Consider the following 17728-nt stretch of genomic DNA (forward strand, 5'->3'; position numbering starts at 1 on the left):
CTCCGGTCAGGATCAGCCGAGTTGCGGGAGTACCTCGGCTCCCAGACGGCGTACGTTCTCCTCGGTCGCCGCGAGATCCCCGGAGCCCTCGACGAGCAGCGCGAAGCGCGTGATGCCGGTCCGCTCCGACGTGGCGGCGAGCCGGTCCGCGCACAACTGTGGTGTGCCGACCGGGTGGAGGCCGCACAGCAGCTCCGTGTAGGCGCGCGGGTCCCTCATCGCCCGTACCCGGCCGTCGACCGTCACATGGGCGTCCAGGCCCTGTTTCAGCCAGCCTGGCATCGCCTTCAGGAGTGTCTCCGCGGCCTCCGCTCTGCCGTCACCGATCTGGGCGACACCGGCGGAGACATGGGGCGCCGAGAGGATCTCCTCGGCGGGCCGCCCGGCCTCGCGGGCGCAGCGCCGCCACAGGGCGACCATCTCCGCCTTGTCCTTGTCCCCGCAGTGCATGCCGAGCAGCATCGGCAGTCCCCGCTCGGCGGCGAGCCGCACGCTCTTCGGCGACGTACAGGCCACGACCACCTCGGGTCCGGCCGGGTCGGTCGCGCCTATCGCCTCGGCGGGGCGAGGTACCACCGGCACCTCGCGGAAGGCGAAACGGTCCCCCTCGCTCGCGACGTGCGCCTCGCGCAGCCAGCGCAGCAGCAGATCGAGTGATTCCGGGAACCCCTCTTCGTACGCCTTGAGTCCGGCGCCGAAGACCTCCAGGTCGACCCAGGGGCCGCCCCGTCCTACCCCCAGCGAAAAGCGTCCGCCCGACGTCAGATGCAACAGTGCCGCCTGCTCGCCGAGGGCCACCGGGTGCGTGGTCGGCAGCACGCTCACGGCCGTGCCGACCCGCAGTGTCTGCGTGCGGCCGAGCAGCAGCGCGGCCAGTGTGATCGCCGACGGGCATGTCCCGTACGGCACGAAATGGTGCTCGGCGAGCCATACGGATTCGAGCCCCGCCTCCTCGGCGACCTCGGCCGACCGCACCGCACGGTGCAGCGCCTCCCCCTGCCCCTGACCCGGGAACTGGGCCGCCAGTACAAACGTTCCTACGCGCATCGCGCTCCTGCCTCCTTGGCACCGACGCGGGCACTCCCCTTGCAGGCATTAACGGTTGGCAAGTGCCAAAGACACGGCCTGGCATGAAGATTGGCAGATTTTCTGCGAAGCACCGGCGGGCGAGGGGCCGGTGCGGGGAGGCGTGACGGCCGAATACCCCTGTTCCGTCGGCGTACGCTGGGCGAGGCCCCTGCTCCGTACCAGCACCCGTGAGGTGATCCGTGTCCCCGCGTCGCAACCGCCCCAAGGCCGGCGGATCGTCAGGCAGCAGCGACGACGAGGGGCGGCGCTACGGCGGATTCCAGTCCACCGAGAGCTGGCGGGGCGAGGAGTGGAGCGTGCGCCACGTGGCGGGCGCGAGCGCGGCCGGGAAGACGTACCGCTGCCCGGGCTGCGACCAGGAGATCCCCTCCGGGGTCGCACATGTCGTGGCCTGGCCGCAGTACGCGGGCGTGGACGACCGGCGGCACTGGCACAAGGCGTGCTGGAACGCGAAGGACCGCCGCACCACGAAGGTGCAGCGGTCCAGGAACGCGCCGCGGTTCTAGGACGATCCCCGCGGCGGGGACAAGTCCCTCACACGTCGCGGTTGTTGAGCGAGTAGAACGCGCCGCCCAGCGCGACCGCCGTCACCGCGATCATGATCCACAGCGGGTCCCAGCCGGTCGGTCCCGAGCCGGCGGTCACCGAGTTGTCGTAGATCACGGCGAGCTGGCTGGGGATCGAGTACTGGAGCAGGAACTCCTGCAGCTTCGCCAGCGACTGCGCGAACATGAACATCGCGAGGACCAGCGGCAGCAGCACCACGCCGATCATGATGGTGATCGCGCCCGCCGAGTGCCGCACCAGCGTGCCGACCGCGAGCCCCAGCAGGCCGAGCAGGCCGACGAACAGGCCCACGCCGACGGTCGACTTGAACCACATGCCGCCGTCCGGCGACTCGCCGCCCACGATGCCCACCTGGAGCGCGCCGACCAGCGCCGCGACCACCGTGGTCAGCCCGAAGACCAGCGCGAAGAACACGATCGCCTTCGCCGCGAGCACCCGGCTGCGGCTGGAGCAGGCCGTCATCGTCGTACGGATCATGCCGGTGCCGTACTCCGACGCGATGGTCAGGACGCCGAGCGTGATCACGCAGATGGTGCCGAGCAGCACGCCGAAGAAGCCGAGGCCGAGCACCTCGTTGCCCTCCATCGAGCTGGTGTCGGCGGAGGCGACGACCGCGGCCGACGCGAGACCGATGCCGATCATCAGCACCAGCATCACGCCGAGCGTCCACATCGTGGAGCGCACGGAACGGATCTTCGTCCACTCCGAGGCGAGCGCGTCGCCGAGGTGCGCGCGCCGGATCGGGATCGGAGAGGCGTACCCGGGGCCCGACGGCAGCGGTGGCTGCTGCTGAGGCGCGGCGTAGGGCGGGGGCGGCGTGCTCATCGGGCGTCGTCCTTCTCTGTCTTGTCCATGGACGCCGGTGCGGGCGCGGGTGCGGGCGGCGCGGGCGGGAGCGCGGGTGCAGGCGTGGGTGCAGGCGCAGGAGCGGGCGCAGGCGCGGGTGCCTGGGGCGGCGCCGACGGGGTGGCGTAAGGATTCTCTGCCGGGGCCGGCGGCTGCTGCGGCTGTGCCTGGGGCGGCGGCGGGGCGTACCAGCCCGGCTGCCCCTGGCCCGGCACCGGCATCTGCGGCGGCGGCATCATGCCCGGCGCGAGCGGCTCCTGGAGCCCCGCCCGCTGGTCGGCGGTCGAGCGGTAGTCCACGGCGCCCTGCGTCATCCGCATGTACGCCTCCTCGAGGGACGCCTGGTGCGGGGAGAGCTCCCACAGCCGCACGTCCGCCTCGTGCGCCAGATCGCTGATCCGCGGCAGCAGCAGGCCCGTCACGCGCAGCGCCCCGTCCGGCTCGGGCAGCACCTGGCCGCCCGCCTCGGTGAGCGCGGCGCCCAGCTTCTCGCGCTGCTCCGGCTCGGTGTCCGGGGTGCGCACGCGCGCGAATCCGGCCGAGTTGTGCGCGATGAAGTCCCTGACGCTCATGTCGGCGAGCAGCTGCCCGCGCCCGATCACGATCAAGTGCTCGGCGGTGAGCGCCATCTCGCTCATCAGGTGCGAGGAGACGAAGACCGTACGTCCCTCGGCCGCGAGGGACTTCATCAGGTTGCGGACCCAGAGGATGCCCTCGGGGTCGAGGCCGTTGACCGGCTCGTCGAAGAGTAGTACCTGCGGGTCGCCGAGGAGCGCGGCCGCGATGCCGAGCCGCTGGCCCATGCCGAGGGAGAACCCCTTGGAGCGCTGCCTGGCGACCTCCTGGAGGCCGACGACGCCCAGCACCTCGTCGACCCTGCGGGCCGGGATGCCGGAGAGCTGCGCCAGGCTCAGCAGATGGCTGCGGGCGGTCCGGCCGCCGTGCACGGCCTTCGCGTCGAGCAGCGCGCCGACCTGGCGCGGCGCGTTCGGCAGCTGGTTGTACGGGTGGCCACCGATGGTCACCCGGCCCTGGGTCGGCTGGTCGAGGCCGAGGATCATGCGCATCGTCGTCGACTTGCCGGAGCCGTTCGGTCCGAGGAAGCCGGTCACGGTTCCCGGCCGTACCTGGAAGGAAAGGTTGTACACGGCTGTCTTGGCGCCGTAGCGCTTCGTCAGGCCGACTGCCTCGATCATTCTCCGCACCCAATCGGAAGTTCTGAACGGTTCGACAAGGTTCAGGACGTCGGGGCACAGGCCCCCGTAAGGGTTAGGAGCGTATCCGAGCGCTGACGGTTCCGGCCAAGAGTGCGTAAAGGGATCAGAGGTGCCAAGGAGTGGACCGTCGTCCGGTCTCCTGGAGGAGAAGCGTGCCCCGCTCGCGGACGGCCGGGGACGCGGCGGCCCGCCGCACCCAGTCCCGCGGGGTCGGGCCGAGCAGCGCGTGCAGCGCGGGGGAGTGGTCCATGAGCGCGGTGAGCAGGCCCGCCTGGTCGCCGACCGGGCGCGGGGCACCGGTGGCCGGGTCGGTCAGCACCCCGTACTCACTGACGTAGATCTGGAGGCCGGGGACCGGGGCGCCCGGCACGGGGACCCTGCGGTAGTTCGGCAGCTCGGTCGCGTCGACGGCCTTGAGCTGGACTTCGTCGAGCCAGGTGACGACGAGGGTGCGCCGCTCACCGGGGGCCTCGTAGGGGGCCGCCGCGACATAGCCGTTGCGGCCGATGTGGGCGGAGCAGCCGATCCCGATGCCGTGCGTCTCGACCGGGATCATCGGGACCGTCGCCGGGAGGTTCAGGCGGGACAGTTTGTACGCGATCTGGGCGGGGGTGGCGTTGGAGCCCACGGCCAGGACCGGGGTGCGGTCCCTGAGTACGTCGTCCAGGAGGCCCGGGGTTTCGAGGTCGAGGTCGTGGAGCTCGTCGGCGACGAGGAGGGCGGGGGCGGTGACCGGGCGGCCCGGATAGGTGAGCGGGGCCAGGGCCGGGACCGTGTCGAGGCCGAGGGCCTTGAGGGTGCGGGTTGGTTTCTTCAGCGCCATAAGGGCGCAGGTTAGGGGGTCGCGGCGGTCGTGCGGGGCTGGTCGCGCCCACGCGGCGGAGCCGCACATCGATACAGCCCCGCGCTACGCATCCCTCTTCTTCAAGAGCGCGTAGCCCACCATCAGTGCCACGGCCACCCACACCAGCAGGATCGCCAGCCCGCCCCACGGGCCGTACGGGACGTCGTTCGCCGGGGTGACGACCTGCATGATCCGGGAGCCCGCCTGGTCGGGGAAGTACTGGGCGACCTTCTTCGTCGCCGAGACGCTGCCGAGAATCGGGGAGACCAGGAAGAAGAACGGCATGAGGATGCCGAGCGCCAGCATGGGGGAGCGGAGCATCGACGCGATGCCCATGGAGAACATCGCCATCAGCGTCATGTAGACGGCGGCGCCGAGCACCGCGCGCAGCACGTTCGGGGCGCCGAGGTCCGTGCTGTACTCGCCCAGCATCATCTGGCCGAGGAAGAACGAGGCGAAGCTGGTGACCAGCGCGACGACCAGGACCAGCGCCGAGGCGACCGCGATCTTGCTGAACAGGAACCTGCCGCGCTGCGGAACCGCCGCCAGCGAGGTGCGGATCATGCCCGTGCTGTACTCGCTCGCCACGACCAGGACCCCGAAGACCACCATCGCCAGCTGCCCGAGGGTGAGGCCGGCGAAGGAGACGAAGGTGGGGTCGAAGGTCAGCTTGTTCTCGGTGGAGAGGTCCTTGAACTCGTTCTTGGACAGGGCGCTGATCAGCATGCCGAGCCCGACCGAGACGATGACGGCGAGGCTGAGCGTGAGGGCCGTCGAGTTGACCGACTTGATCTTGGTCCACTCGGACCGGAGGACCTGGGCCGCGGCCATGTCAGGCCCCCTTCTCGTCGTTCGTGCCGCCGTTCCACGACGAACCCCAGCTCTGCGGCTGCGGCTGCGGCTGCGTCGGCCGGCCCGAGTGCGCGTGGTACTCGACGGACTCCGCCGTCAGCTGCATGAAGGCCTCTTCCAGGGACGCCTGCTGCGGGCTCAGCTCGTGCAGGACGAGCTGGTGGCTCGCGGCCAGCTCGCCGAGCTGCTCGGTGGAGCCGCCGTCCACCTCGAGGGTGCCGTTGCCGGACTCGACGACCGTGATGCCCGCCTCGTGCAGTACGTCGAGGAGGCGCTCGCGCTGCGGGGAGCGCAGACGCACGTAACTGCGTGAGTTCTGGCGGATGAAGTCCGCCATGGAGGTGTCGGCGAGCAGCCGGCCCTGGCCGATGACCACCAAGTGGTCGGCGGTGAGCGCCATCTCGCTCATCAGGTGCGAGGAGACGAAGACGGTGCGGCCGGCCGCCGCGAGGGACTTCATCAGATTCCGGATCCAGTGGATGCCCTCGGGGTCGAGCCCGTTGACCGGCTCGTCGAACATCAGGATCTGCGGGTCGCCGAGGAGCGCGCCCGCGATGCCGAGCCGCTGGCCCATGCCGAGCGAGAAGCCCTTGGCCTTCTTCTTCGCCACCGCGGTGAGGCCGACCGTGTCCAGGACCTCGGTCACGCGGCTCTTGGGGATGCCGTTGGACTGCGCCAGGCACAGGAGGTGGTTGTAGGCGCTGCGGCCGCCGTGCATGGCCTTCGCGTCGAGGAGCGCGCCGATGTACCTGAGGGGGTCCTTCAACTGCGCGTACCGCTTGCCGTCGATGTGGGCCGTGCCGGCGGTCGGGTTGTCGAGGCCGAGCATCATGCGCATCGTGGTCGACTTGCCCGCGCCGTTCGGGCCGAGGAAGCCCGTGACGATGCCGGGTCTGACGCTGAAGGTCAGGTTGTTCACGGCTGTCTTGGCGCCGTAGCGCTTGGTCAGCCCCTCGAGCTCGATCATGAAGTCACGCTAAAACGGGCGAAAGCCCCCTGCCACTTAGAGGTGGCAGGGGGCTTTCGCCGGGCGTCAGCGGGACTGCTGCGCGGGCACACCGCGAGAGATCGGCTCGTCCTCGGCGGGCGCACCGGCGGCAGCGACAGCGGCACCGGTCAGCGTGGCCAGCATCTCGCGGACGTTGGTCAGCTGGGCGTTGATCGAGTCGCGACGGTTCGTCAGCGCCGCCAGCTCGCGCTCCGATTCCGAGCGGATGCGATCGGCCTTGGCGTTCGCGTCGGCCACGATGTCCTCGGCCTGGCGCTGGGCCGTCTCCACCGTCTGACGGGCGCGGCGCTCGGCGTCCGTGCGCAGCTTCTCGGCCTCCAGGCGGAGCTGCTCCGCGCGGTGCTCGATCTCCGCGAGACGCTTCTCGGCCTTGGCCTGACGCGAGGCCAGGTCGCGCTCGGACTGCTCGCGGCGCTTGGCCAGGTTCGTCTCGAAGTCGGCGGCGGCCTGGGCGGCCTTGGCGCGGGTCTCCTCGAAGAGGGCGTCCGCCTCCTCGCGCTTGGACTGCGCGTCCTTCTGCGCCTCGGTCCGCAGCGCGGTGGCCTCGCCCTTGGCCTTCTCGACGATCCGGACGCCCTCGTCCTCGGCCTTGGACTTGCGCTCGGCCGCGAACGACTCCGCGTCGTTGCGCACCTGCTGGGCCGCCGACTCGGCGAGCTCGCGGTGCTGCTCGGCGGCCCGGCGGGCCTCCTCGCGCAGGTCCTTGGCCTCCTCCTCGGCGAGGCGGAGGATCTTCTCGACGCGAGCGCCGAGGCCGGCGTACGACGGCTCCGCGTCGTTCACCTGCGCCTGGGCGTTCTGCGTCTCGAGGTGGAGTTCCTCGATGCGCTTTTCCAGAGCAGTGATTCGAGCAAGAGCGCTGTCACGGTCGGAGACGAGCTTGGAGATTCGTTCGTCCACCTGAGCGCGGTCGTACCCACGCCGCACAAGCTCGAAGCCGTAGGGGGAAGTGTCGCTCATGGGGTTCCTGTCGAATGAGACCGGTGAGGTGATAGAGGGAATCCTAGGGGTCCAAGCGGCGTGTCATCGAGCAGATGCCCGTTTGATCTGGAGAATGACACCCCTTTTGAGTGGCGTAGCGGCGGAGCTCTTGCCAGGAGGAGGGCCAAAGGTCCTTATCAAGCACGTCACTTGGCCTCCTGGCTAGCCCTCGGACCCCTTGCCACCCGAACGTGTAGACCCTGCCGCGGCGCCAGCCTTGACGCCACCGTCCTTGCCCGAGCCGGACGGAGCCTCAAAAGATTCCAACGCCTCCAGTACGTCCTGGACACGGGAAATCTCGGCATTGATGTCCTCGCGGCGCCGGACCAGGACGTCCAGATCGCGCTGACCCTTTTCGATCATGGCGGCGGACTCCTCCTCCGCGTCGGCCTTGATCTTCTGCGCCTCGCGCGTGAGCTCGGCCTTTTTCTGCTCGGCCTCCTTGAGCAGGCCCTCGGCCTTCTTCACGGCGGCGATACGGACCTTGCCGGCCTCCGAATTGGCGTCGTTGAGCAGCTCCTTGGCCTTGGCCCGCGCCTCGGAGAGCTGCTCCTCGGCGGCCTTGACCAGGGCGTCGCAGCGCTCGCCCGCGTTCCGCATGGCCTCCGACGACTCGCGGCGCGCCCGCTCGTGCAGCTCCTCGATCTCACCCGTGATGCGGTCCCGCAGCTCCTCGGCCCGCTCCCTTATCTGGGTCGCGTCCCGGCGGGCGCCGACGAGCAGCTCGTCCGCGTCCGTGCGGGCCTTCTCCACCGTCGAGTTGCCCTCGACGGTGGCCTCGGAGACCAGCCGCTCGGCTTCCTTGCGGGCCGCGCCGACCATGGTGTCGGCCTGCGCCTCCGCTTCGGCGGTCGTCTTCTGCGCCGTCTCCTGCGCCTCGCGCGTCAGCTTGTCGGCCTCGACGGCGGACTCCGTGATGAGCGTGTCGACCTGTTCCGCGGCTTCCGTACGGCGCTTGTTGGCGTCCTTGCGGGCCTCGTCCAGGGTGCTCTCGGCCTCGTCGCGTGCGGCGCTCGTGATGCGCTCCGCCTCCGCCGCGGCCTCCGCCTTGACGCGCTCGGACTCGGTGCGGATCCGCTCGGCGTGCTGCTGCGCGGAGCCGACCGTCTCGGCGGCCTCGGCGCGCAGCCGCTCGGCGTCGCCGGACGCGTCCGCGATCAGCTTCTCCGCCTTGGCGACGGACTCGGTCCTGACCCGCTCGGCCTCGGCGTTCGTCTCCGTCGTCAGCTGCTCGGCCGCGGTGAGCGCCTCGGTGGTCAGCCGCTCCGCCTCGGCCGCGGCGTCGGCGACGCGCTTCTCGGCCGCCGCGGTGGACTCGGCGCGGACCCGCTCGGCCTCGGCGTTCGTCTCCGTCGTCAGGCGCTCGGCCTCGGAGCGCGCCTCGCCGATCAGGGTGTCGGCCTGCGTCGCCGCGTCGGTCCGGATGCGGTTGGCGTCCTCGCGGGCCTCGGCGCGGGTGCGCGAGGCGTCCTGGTCGGCGGACTGCCGCAGGTCGGATACCTCGGTGCGGACCCGCTGGGCCTGCTCGGACGCCTCGGTGCGCAGCCGCTCGGCCTCGGCGATCGCCTCCGAGACCGTGCGCTCGGCGAGGGACTTGGCGGCCTCCGACTCGGTGGCGGCCTCGGAGCGGACGCGGTTCGCGTCCTCGGCCGCCCGCTCGCGCTCCGCGTAGGCGTCGGAGCGGACCCGGTCGGCCTCCTCCTGCGCCTCCCGCTTCGTACGGTCGGCGACGTGCTCGGCGGTCGAGCGCAGGCCCGCGATCTCCTCCTGGGCCTGCTCCTGGAGCCCGGCCACGGCGTCGCGCACCTGCTGTGCGGTCTGCTCGGCGGTGCTCACCATCTCGGTCGCCCGCTGGTCCGCCTCCTCGACCAGCCGCGCCGCCTCGGTCTGCGCCTCCTCGACCCGGGCGCGGGCGACGGCGAGCAGCTCCTCGCTCTGCTCGCGGGCCCGCTCGCGCTCCTGGTCGGCCTCCTGGCGGGCGCTGCCGAGCGTCTCCTCGGCCTCGCGGCGCCGACGGGCGGCCTCCTCCTGCGCGGCGGCCAGCGTCTCGGCGGCCTCGGTGGAGATCCGCTCGGCGGAGGTCTGCGCCTCGGCGCGCAGCCGGTCGGCGGAGTCCTGCGCCTCGGCCTTGAGCCGCTCGGCCTCCGACGCGGCCTCGGACCGCAGTCGTACGGCGATGTTCTCGGCCTCGGAACGCGTCGTCGAGGCGTCGGCGGCGGCCTCCGTGCGCAGCCGCTCGGCCTCCGTCTCGGCCTGCGCCTGCAGCGTCCGGACCCGCTCGGCGGCCTCGGTGCGCAGCCGCTCGCTCTCGTCGGCCGCCTCGCGGCGCAGTCGCTCGGACTCCGCGCGGGCGTCGTTCAGCGTCGTCTCGGACGACGTGAGGCGCTCCTCGGCCTCCGTGTGCAGCCGGGTCAGCTCACGGGCCGCCTCGTCCTGCCGGTTCTTTATGGCCTGCTCGGCCTCGTCCTTGAGGGCCTGCGCCGCGCGCTCCGCCTCGGCCTTGGTGGCCTCGGCCGCCTCCTCGGCATCGGCACGATGCCGGTCGGCCTCGGCGCGGGTGCGCTCCAGGGTCTCCTCGGCCTGCTTGCGCAGGGAGGTGGCGCGCTCGATGGCCTCGGTGCGCACCCGCTCGGCCTCGGTGGTGGCACCGCGGCGCAGCTCGTCCGCGTCGGCCCTGGCCTTGCCGAGCAGCTGCTCGGCGGTGCGGGCCGCCTCCTCGATCTGCTGGACGGCCTCGCGGCGGGCCTCGGCCCGGATCCGCTCGCCCTCCTCGACGGCCTCGGCGCGCAGCTGCTCGGCCTCGCCGCGCAGGCGGCGGGCCTCCTCCTGCAGCTCGACGGTCTTGGCCCGGTACTCCTTGGTGTCGTCCTTGGCCGCGCCCTTGAGCTGCTCGGAGATGTCGTGCGCCTCGGCGCGCAGCCGGTCCGCCTCGGCCTCGGCCTCGGTGCGGATCCGCTCGGCCTCCTCGGCGGCGGCCTTCGTCGTCGTCTTGGCTTCCTGAGACGCCTTGTTGAGGACGTCCTCGGCGGTACGGGCGGCCTTCGCGAGCTCGCCCGCGGTCTCCTCGGCGGTGACCGTGCGGGCCTTCTCCTTGGCGTCCGCGATGAGCTTCTCGGCCTCGGCCTTCGCGTCGGCGACGACCTGCTCGGCCTCCGACTTGGTGACCTCGGCTTCCTTGGTGGCCTCCTGGACGAGGCGGGCCACCTGCTCCTTGGCCGTACGCGTGCGCTGCTCGTTGGCGGACTCGGCGCTCGACAGCTGCTTGGCCGCGGCTTCCTTCGCCTCGGTGAGGACCTTCTCGGCCTCGGCGCGGGCCTCGCGCAGCGCGGTGTCCGCCTCGGCGATCTTCTGCTCGGCGGCCCGGCTCAGCTCGCCGGCCTGGCGGCGCGCGGCGTCCGACTCGGCGGTCGTGGACGTGCGCAGCTGCTCGGCGTGGTCGGTCGCTTCCTGCGCCTGGGTGGACGCGGCGTTCAGCAGGCGCTCGGCGTCCTGCCGCGCGCGGGCCAGGATCGCCTGGGCCTCGCTGCGCGCGGTCTCGGCCTCGCTGGTCAGCCGCTGGCGAGCCTCGGCGGCGACCCGCTCGGCCTCCGCGCGGGCGGCGGCGAGCGCCTGGTCGGCCTCGGCGCGCGACTCGTCGAGGAGGCGGCGGGCCTGCTGCTCGCTGCGGGCGCGCAGCTGCTCGGCCCACTGCACGTTCTCGTTGACGTGCGTCTCTACGGTGCGGCGGCGCTCGGCCAGTTCCTGGTCGAGCTGCTGCCGGCGGTTGACCGCCTCGGTGTGCAGCTCGGACTGGAGCCGCGACTGCTGCTCGGCGTGCTCCTGGAGGATCCGCTGCGTCTGGGCACGGGCCTCGCGCAGCTCGCGCTCGGCGTCGGCGCGCAGCTGATCGGCCTGGATCTGGGCATTACGGAGCAACTGCTCGGCCTGGTAGCCGATGTCCGCCCCGTCATAGGCAGGCCGGGACGCGAGGCTGCGGCGCGCCTCGTGCAGCTTGGCGCGCAACACCTCCACCTGGTAGCCCAGGTCCTCGGCGTGCTGGACGGCCTTCTCCCGCTCGGTCTTCAGCCGCTCCATCTCGGCTTCGAACCGCGAGAGATGGTCGGTCTCAGCCGGCCGACGGCCGTCCTGGCTCTCGTAGCCCCGCACTGCGCGGTCCCATCCGTCCCCTGGTCGCAAGTTCTTCCTTACGAGCCCCGTCCATCCGCCGAACGGGGCCCCCGGGGAATGGTGTCAGATCGACAGCGAGTGCGCAGTCGGCGCTTCGGGCTCACCCACTTCAGCCCTGCAGCCCCGACCCTCGTCCCCCGATACCCGGACCCCGGCCCACGACTGCCCGCCCGAGGCGGGAGTCGCCCCCCAACCCTACCGGCCCGAGTATGTGGAGGTCAGTGCTCCGTCGACTCCTGGGGTGCGGAGGTGACGAGTTCCGTCAGTACACCGTGACAGTCCTTGGGGTGCAGGAACGTGATGCGGGACCCCATCGAGCCGATCCGGGGCTCGTCGTACAGGACGCGTACACCCTTGCCCCTGATGGCGTCGGCGTCGGTGTCGACATCGGCCGTACCGAAGGCGATGTGGTGCACACCCTCGCCGTTCTTGGCCAGCCACTTCCCGACGGCGGAGTCCTCCCGGGTCGGTTCGAGCAGCTGGAGATAGGAGGCGCCCCCGTCGCTCGTCTCATTGATCTTGAGCATGGCCTCGCGTACGCCCTGCTCCTCGTTGACCTCGGTGTGGAACACCTCGAAGCCGTACGTGGCCCGGTAGAACTCGACAGTCGTGTCGAGGTCATGGCAGGCGATCCCGATGTGGTCGATTCGCGTCAGCATGCTGTCAGTGCAGCGCGGTTCGAGGTGGTTACGCAACGTGCGCGCGATCACATTCACTGGCCGATGACGTGCGCCGTACTGCTCAGTACATTCGAGTAAACCCTCGTTCACTCCTCATCTCCAAGGGGCCGTGCCTCATGTCTGGAACGACCGGTACCACCTCAGTGATCGTCGCGGGCGCTCGGACGCCCATGGGCCGTCTGCTGGGGTCCCTCAAGTCCTTCTCCGGAGCCGACCTCGGCGGCTTCGCGATCAAGGCCGCCATCGACCGTGCGGGAATCGGTGGCGACCAGGTGCAGTACGTGATCATGGGCCAGGTGCTGCAGGCCGGGGCAGGGCAGATCCCGGCACGCCAGGCCGCGGTCAAGGCGGGCATCCCGATGAACGTCCCGGCGCTCACCATCAACAAGGTGTGCCTGTCCGGTCTCGACGCCATCGCGCTCGCCGACCAGCTGATCCGCGCGGGTGAGTTCGACGTTGTGGTGGCCGGCGGCCAGGAGTCCATGACCAACGCCCCGCACCTCCTCCCGAAGTCCCGCGAGGGCTACAAGTACGGCGCCGTCGAGATGCTCGACGCGATGGCGTACGACGGCCTGACCGACTCCTTCGAGAACATCCCGATGGGCGCCTCGACGGAGAAGCACAACACCCGTCTCGGCATCGCCCGCCCCGAGCAGGACGAGATCTCGGCGCTCTCGCACCAGCGGGCCGCCGCCGCGCAGAAGAACGGCCTGTTCGAGGCCGAGATCACGCCCGTCGAGATCCCGCAGCGCAAGGGTGACCCGGTCCTGTTCAGCAAGGACGAGGGCATCCGCGGCGAGACCACGGCGGAGTCGCTGGGCAAGCTGCGCCCCGCCTTCGCCAAGGACGGCACGATCACGGCCGGTTCGGCCTCGCAGATCTCGGACGGCGCCGCCGCGGTCGTCGTCATGAGCCGCGCCAAGGCCGAGGAGCTGGGCCTGGACTGGATCGCCGAGATCGGCGCGCACGGCAACGTGGCGGGCCCGGACAACTCGCTTCAGTCGCAGCCGTCGAACGCGATCCAGCACGCCCTGAAGAAGGAGGGCATCGGCGTCGAGGACCTCGACCTCATCGAGATCAACGAGGCCTTCGCGGCGGTCGCCGTGCAGTCAATGAAGGACCTCGGGGTGTCCTCGGAAAAGGTGAACGTCAACGGCGGAGCCATCGCCCTGGGTCACCCGATCGGGATGTCCGGCGCCCGCATCGTGCTGCACCTCGCCCTGGAGCTGAAGCGGCGCGGCGGCGGAACGGGCGCGGCCGCGCTGTGCGGCGGCGGTGGTCAGGGTGACGCGCTCATCGTGCGGGTACCCAAGGCATAACCGTCTTTTGTTTCGTACGGGCATGAGTGAACGGAGCTGTTGATGCAGGACGTCCCCACGCTGGTCGCCCAGGCGAGGGAGGGCAGGCCGCGGGCCGTGGCCCGGCTGATCTCGCTGGTGGAGGGGGCGTCCCCGCAGCTGCGCGAAGTCATGGCCGCGCTCGCCCCGCTGACCGGGAACGCGTACGTGGTCGGGCTCACCGGATCGCCGGGTGTCGGTAAGTCGACATCGACGTCGGCGCTGGTGAGCGCGTACCGGCGGGCCGGGAAGCGGGTGGGCGTCCTCGCCGTCGACCCGTCGTCGCCGTTCAGCGGGGGCGCGCTGCTCGGCGACCGGGTCCGGATGTCGGAGCACGCGTCCGACCCCGGGGTGTACATCCGCTCCATGGCCACGCGCGGGCACCTCGGCGGGCTGGCGTGGGCCGCGCCGCAGGCGATCCGGGTGCTGGACGCGGCCGGGTGCGACGTCGTCCTCGTCGAGACCGTGGGCGTCGGGCAGTCCGAGGTGGAGATCGCCTCGCAGGCCGACACGAGTGTGGTGCTGCTCGCGCCCGGCATGGGCGACGGGATCCAGGCGGCCAAGGCCGGGATCCTGGAGATCGGCGACGTGTACGTGGTCAACAAGGCCGACCGGGACGGGGCCGACGCCACGGCCCGCGAGCTCAACCACATGCTGGGTCTCGGGGAGTCCAGGGGCCCCGGTGACTGGCGGCCGCCGATCGTGAAGACCGTCGCGGCGCGGGGCGAGGGCATCGACGAGGTCGTCGAGGCGCTGGAGAAGCACCGGGCGTGGATGGAGGAGCACGGGGTGCTCTCCGAGCGGCGGGCGGCGCGGGCGGCCCGGGAGGTCGAGACGATCGCGGTGACCGCGCTGCGGGAGCGGATCGGTGACCTTCGGGGGGACCGGCGTCTCACGGTTCTGGCCGAGCGAATCGTGGCCGGGGATCTTGATCCTTACCGCGCTGCTGACGAGCTGGTCGAGGGTCTCACCCAGGGCTGACGCGCCTTCTCGTCTGCCGGGTGCGCCTGCTGCGCGGGTGCGGGCCGGTGGGGCTTCTCGCGCAGTTCCCCGCGCCCCTTTCGCCTTCGCGTCTGCCGAGCCGCGTTCGTCTCGCGAGTGCGGGTCTCGTCGTGGCTGGTCGCGCAGTTCCCCGCGCCCCTGAAGGCCGCAGGCCTTCCAGGGGCGCGGGGAACTGCGCGAGAAGCCCCACGGCCCGCAGCCGGAGACAAACAGGGGGTCAGTCGTCGTTGCCGTCGTCGTCCGACGTCCGGTCGGGGGACACCGTGCTGGACCCGAGATCCACGTGCCAGTCCCGCTGCGTCCCGTTCGCCGACGTCGTCTCGACCTCCCAGACCTTCACCGAGCCGTCGTCGTCGGCGTCCACCGAGGTCACCGTCCCCTTCGCGGCAGCGGCCCGCGCCGCGTCCTCGGCCGACGTCGACGCGTTCCTCAGCGCGGAGGCGACCCGCGCCGGGTCATCGTCGTCGTCCTTCTCGACGTGCGCGCCCAGCACCTTGCCCGTGCCGGGGTCGACCTCGACGTGGTGCCAGGCGGTGTTGCCGGAGCCGATCACGTCGACGTCCCAGACCAGCCGGCCGTCGTCGGAGTCGAGGTCCGCGCCGACCGCGAGGCCCGGAGTGTGCCGCAGGGCGGCGGCGATCGCGTCCTCGGCCTTGATCGTGGCGCCCTTGGCCTCGGCGGCGTTCTCCTGCGCGTCACTGACGCCGTCGTCCTCGACCCGGACGCTCGACCTCGACGCGGTGCTCGATCCGCTGTCGTCGGAGACGGCGACCGCCGTGGCGGTGCCCCCGCCGATCAGCGCGACGGCGGCGATGGCGGAGATGACGGTCGTACGGCGCTTCATGAGGTTCTCCCGTTCGCAGGTTCTGAGCGGTTCGTTGTCCGACGGGAATCAATCTGCCCGAGTGATCCTGAAGCCCCGCTGAAGGAACCTGAAGAAGCCTTCAGGAACCACCTGCGACCCTGAGACACATGCGCCTGTTGATCGTGGAGGACGAGAAGCGGCTCGCCCTGTCGCTCGCCAAGGGACTCACCGCCGAGGGGTACGCCGTCGACGTGGTCCACGACGGCCTCGAAGGGCTGCACCGGGCGAGCGAGTCCCCGTACGACCTGATCGTCCTCGACATCATGCTGCCCGGCATGAACGGCTACCGGGTCTGCGCCGCCCTGCGTGCCGCGGGCAACGACGTGCCGATCCTGATGCTCACCGCGAAGGACGGCGAGTACGACGAGGCCGAGGGGCTCGACACGGGCGCCGACGACTACCTGACCAAGCCGTTCTCGTACGTCGTGCTCGTCGCGCGGGTCAAGGCGCTGCTGCGGCGGCGGGGGAGCGCGGGCAGTGCCAACCCCGTGCACACCGTCGGGCCGTACGCCGTGGACACCGCCGCACACCGGGTCACCCACGCCGAGAACGGTGAAGTGCCGCTCACCGCAAAGGAGTTCGCGGTGCTGGAACAGCTCGTCACGCGCGCCGGTGAGGTGGTGTCGAAGGCCGACATCCTCGAGCACGTGTGGGACTTCGCCTACGAGGGCGACCCGAACATCGTCGAGGTGTACATCAGCGCTCTGCGGCGCAAGCTCGACGCGTCCCTGATCCGGACCGTGCGCGGCGCCGGGTACCGGCTGGAGATCCCCCGATGAGCCCGGTGCGCAGGCGCTTCAGCTCCGTACGCGCCCGTGCCGCTCTCGCCGCGACCCTCGTGGTCGCCGTCGCCCTGGTCGCGGCCGGGGCCGCCGTGCTGCTCGCCCTGCGCGCCAACCTCGGCGAGCAGGCCGGCGCCGGAGCCGACTCGGCCGCGCGCCGGGTCGCCTCGTCCCTGGTCAGCGGCACCGCACCCGCCGACCTCGACCTGGACGACGACGATCATCCGGTCCAGGTCGTGGACGACGACGGGAGGCTGCTGGCCGCCTCCGAGGACCTGGAGCGGATCAGCGGCACCGGCACCGCCGCCGTCAAGCCCGTCGCCCCGCAGACGGACGACGACGACGACGGAGATCACGACCGGGGCGACGACAGCAAGCGCGGCGGCACGGTCTCCGACGACACCGACCACACGAACGGCAGCGCCACCGTCGACGGCGACAGCGCCGACTACCGGTTCGCGGCGGTCGAGGTCGACGACACCGCGTACGGGGATCTGACGGTCTACGCCGGCGGCTCGCTGTCGGCCGAACAAGGCGCCGTCGGAACGGCGTTGACGGCGATGCTGATCGGATTCCCGGTGCTGCTCGTGGTCGTCGGCGGTGTCACGTACCTCGTCACCCGGCGTGCGCTGCGGCCCGTCGAGGGCATTCGCGCCGAGATGGCCGCCATCACCGCGTCCCAGGACCTGGGCCGCCGGGTGCCGCGGCCGGACACCCATGACGAGGTGGCCCGCCTGGCCGCCACCACCAACGAGACCCTGGCCGCGCTCCAGGACTCGGTCGAGCGGCAGCGGCGCTTCGTCGCCGACGCCTCGCACGAACTGCGCAGCCCGATCGCCTCGCTGCGCACCCAGCTCGAAGTCGGCGCCGCCCACCCGGAGTTGCTCGACGTGGACGGCGCCGTCGAGGACACCGTGCGGCTCCAGGAGCTCGCCGCCGACCTGCTGCTGCTCGCCCGCCTGGACGCCGGGGAGAAGCCCGGCGGCGCGCGGGTGGACCTCACGGCGCTGGTCCGTGAGGAGCTGTCGCAGCGCACCGGCGACCCGCACCCCGTCACCGTGGCGGCGACGGGACCCGCCCAGGTCGCCGGATCCCGCGGCCAGTTGGCCCGGGTCCTCGGCAACCTCGTGGACAACGCGCAGCGGCACGCCCGCACCGCGGTCCGGGTCACCGTGGACGTGGACGTGGACGCGGGCGCGGGCGGCGTGGTGCTCACCGTCGCCGACGACGGCGACGGGGTGCCGGAGCGGGAGCGGGAGCGGATCTTCGAGCGCTTCGTACGGCTCGACGACGCACGCTCCCGGGACGGCGGCGGGGCCGGACTCGGCCTCGCCATCGCCCGGGACGTGGCCGCGCGGCACGGCGGCACGCTCACCGTGCGCACCGCTCCGCAGGGCGGGGCCCTCTTCGAGCTCAGGCTGCCCGCAGGCTAGTTACGGACATCCACACGGACGTCCACGGGGGAGGTCGGCGGTCCTCCGCGGACCCTC

At 71.7% G+C, this 17728-nt stretch carries 15 protein-coding genes; 5 read left to right on the forward strand and 10 right to left on the reverse strand.

The window, feature by feature from the left end; genetic code table 11:
* Nucleotides 1–12: 12 nt before the first annotated feature.
* Complete coding sequence (locus tag B072_RS0138805) at nucleotides 13–1047, reverse strand: LLM class flavin-dependent oxidoreductase (RefSeq protein ID WP_018535387.1); 1035 nt, start codon at nucleotides 1045–1047, stop codon at nucleotides 13–15.
* Between the two features lie 221 nt (nucleotides 1048–1268).
* On the opposite strand from B072_RS0138805, the gene B072_RS0138810 reads away from it, so the two are divergent.
* Nucleotides 1269–1595 (forward strand): hypothetical protein, encoded by a 327-nt coding sequence (locus B072_RS0138810; protein WP_018535388.1) that lies wholly within the window; start codon nucleotides 1269–1271, stop codon nucleotides 1593–1595.
* Nucleotides 1596–1623: 28 nt separating this feature from the next.
* On the opposite strand, the gene B072_RS0138815 is transcribed toward B072_RS0138810, so the two are convergent.
* From B072_RS0138815 to mce, 8 genes are all read right to left on the reverse strand, one after another.
* On the reverse strand, nucleotides 1624–2481 hold the full coding sequence (locus tag B072_RS0138815) for an ABC transporter permease subunit (protein WP_018535389.1): 858 nt from the start codon (nucleotides 2479–2481) through the stop codon (nucleotides 1624–1626).
* On the reverse strand, nucleotides 2478–3698 hold the full coding sequence (locus B072_RS0138820) for an ATP-binding cassette domain-containing protein (RefSeq protein WP_018535390.1): 1221 nt from the start codon (nucleotides 3696–3698) through the stop codon (nucleotides 2478–2480). The genes B072_RS0138815 and B072_RS0138820 overlap by 4 nt, the downstream gene beginning before the upstream one ends.
* Before the next feature lie 124 nt (nucleotides 3699–3822).
* Complete coding sequence (locus B072_RS45030; protein ID WP_018535391.1) at nucleotides 3823–4542, reverse strand: hypothetical protein; 720 nt, start codon at nucleotides 4540–4542, stop codon at nucleotides 3823–3825.
* Nucleotides 4543–4626: 84 nt separating this feature from the next.
* The gene (locus B072_RS0138830; protein WP_018535392.1) at nucleotides 4627–5394 is read right to left on the reverse strand and encodes an ABC transporter permease subunit; all 768 of its coding nucleotides are present in this window, start codon (nucleotides 5392–5394) and stop codon (nucleotides 4627–4629) included.
* A 1-nt stretch (nucleotide 5395) separates the two neighbouring features.
* Nucleotides 5396–6382, reverse strand: a complete 987-nt coding sequence (locus B072_RS0138835; RefSeq protein WP_018535393.1) for an ABC transporter ATP-binding protein — start codon at nucleotides 6380–6382, stop codon at nucleotides 5396–5398.
* Nucleotides 6383–6448: 66 nt separating this feature from the next.
* Entirely contained in the window at nucleotides 6449–7384 is a 936-nt protein-coding gene (locus B072_RS0138840; RefSeq protein WP_018535394.1) for a cellulose-binding protein, read from the reverse strand.
* Between the two features lie 183 nt (nucleotides 7385–7567).
* Nucleotides 7568–11551, reverse strand: a complete 3984-nt coding sequence (gene scy / locus B072_RS0138845) for a polarized growth protein Scy (RefSeq protein WP_018535395.1) — start codon at nucleotides 11549–11551, stop codon at nucleotides 7568–7570.
* Nucleotides 11552–11790: 239 nt separating this feature from the next.
* Nucleotides 11791–12231, reverse strand: coding sequence for a methylmalonyl-CoA epimerase (gene mce, locus B072_RS0138850; protein ID WP_026246759.1), 441 nt, complete (start codon nucleotides 12229–12231; stop codon nucleotides 11791–11793).
* Between the two features lie 137 nt (nucleotides 12232–12368).
* Here mce and B072_RS0138855 point away from each other — a divergent pair, with 137 nt between their 5' ends.
* Entirely contained in the window at nucleotides 12369–13571 is a 1203-nt protein-coding gene (locus B072_RS0138855; protein ID WP_043245491.1) for an acetyl-CoA C-acetyltransferase, read from the forward strand.
* 42 nt (nucleotides 13572–13613) lie between these two features.
* The gene (gene meaB / locus B072_RS0138860; protein ID WP_018535398.1) at nucleotides 13614–14570 is read left to right on the forward strand and encodes a methylmalonyl Co-A mutase-associated GTPase MeaB; all 957 of its coding nucleotides are present in this window, start codon (nucleotides 13614–13616) and stop codon (nucleotides 14568–14570) included.
* A gap of 238 nt (nucleotides 14571–14808) precedes the next feature.
* Here the strand turns inward: meaB and B072_RS0138865 are convergent, their stop codons facing one another.
* On the reverse strand, nucleotides 14809–15435 hold the full coding sequence (locus B072_RS0138865; RefSeq protein ID WP_018535399.1) for a PepSY domain-containing protein: 627 nt from the start codon (nucleotides 15433–15435) through the stop codon (nucleotides 14809–14811).
* A gap of 128 nt (nucleotides 15436–15563) precedes the next feature.
* Here B072_RS0138865 and B072_RS0138870 point away from each other — a divergent pair, with 128 nt between their 5' ends.
* Nucleotides 15564–16235: a response regulator transcription factor gene (locus B072_RS0138870; RefSeq protein WP_018535400.1), complete on the forward strand. Its 672-nt coding sequence runs from the start codon at nucleotides 15564–15566 to the stop codon at nucleotides 16233–16235.
* Between the two features lie 5 nt (nucleotides 16236–16240).
* Nucleotides 16241–17671: a sensor histidine kinase gene (locus tag B072_RS0138875; protein ID WP_026246761.1), complete on the forward strand. Its 1431-nt coding sequence runs from the start codon at nucleotides 16241–16243 to the stop codon at nucleotides 17669–17671.
* Nucleotides 17672–17728: the final 57 nt, after the last annotated feature.

It is taken from the genome of Streptomyces sp. HmicA12 (assembly GCF_000373565.1).
Lineage (GTDB): Bacteria > Actinomycetota > Actinomycetes > Streptomycetales > Streptomycetaceae > Streptomyces.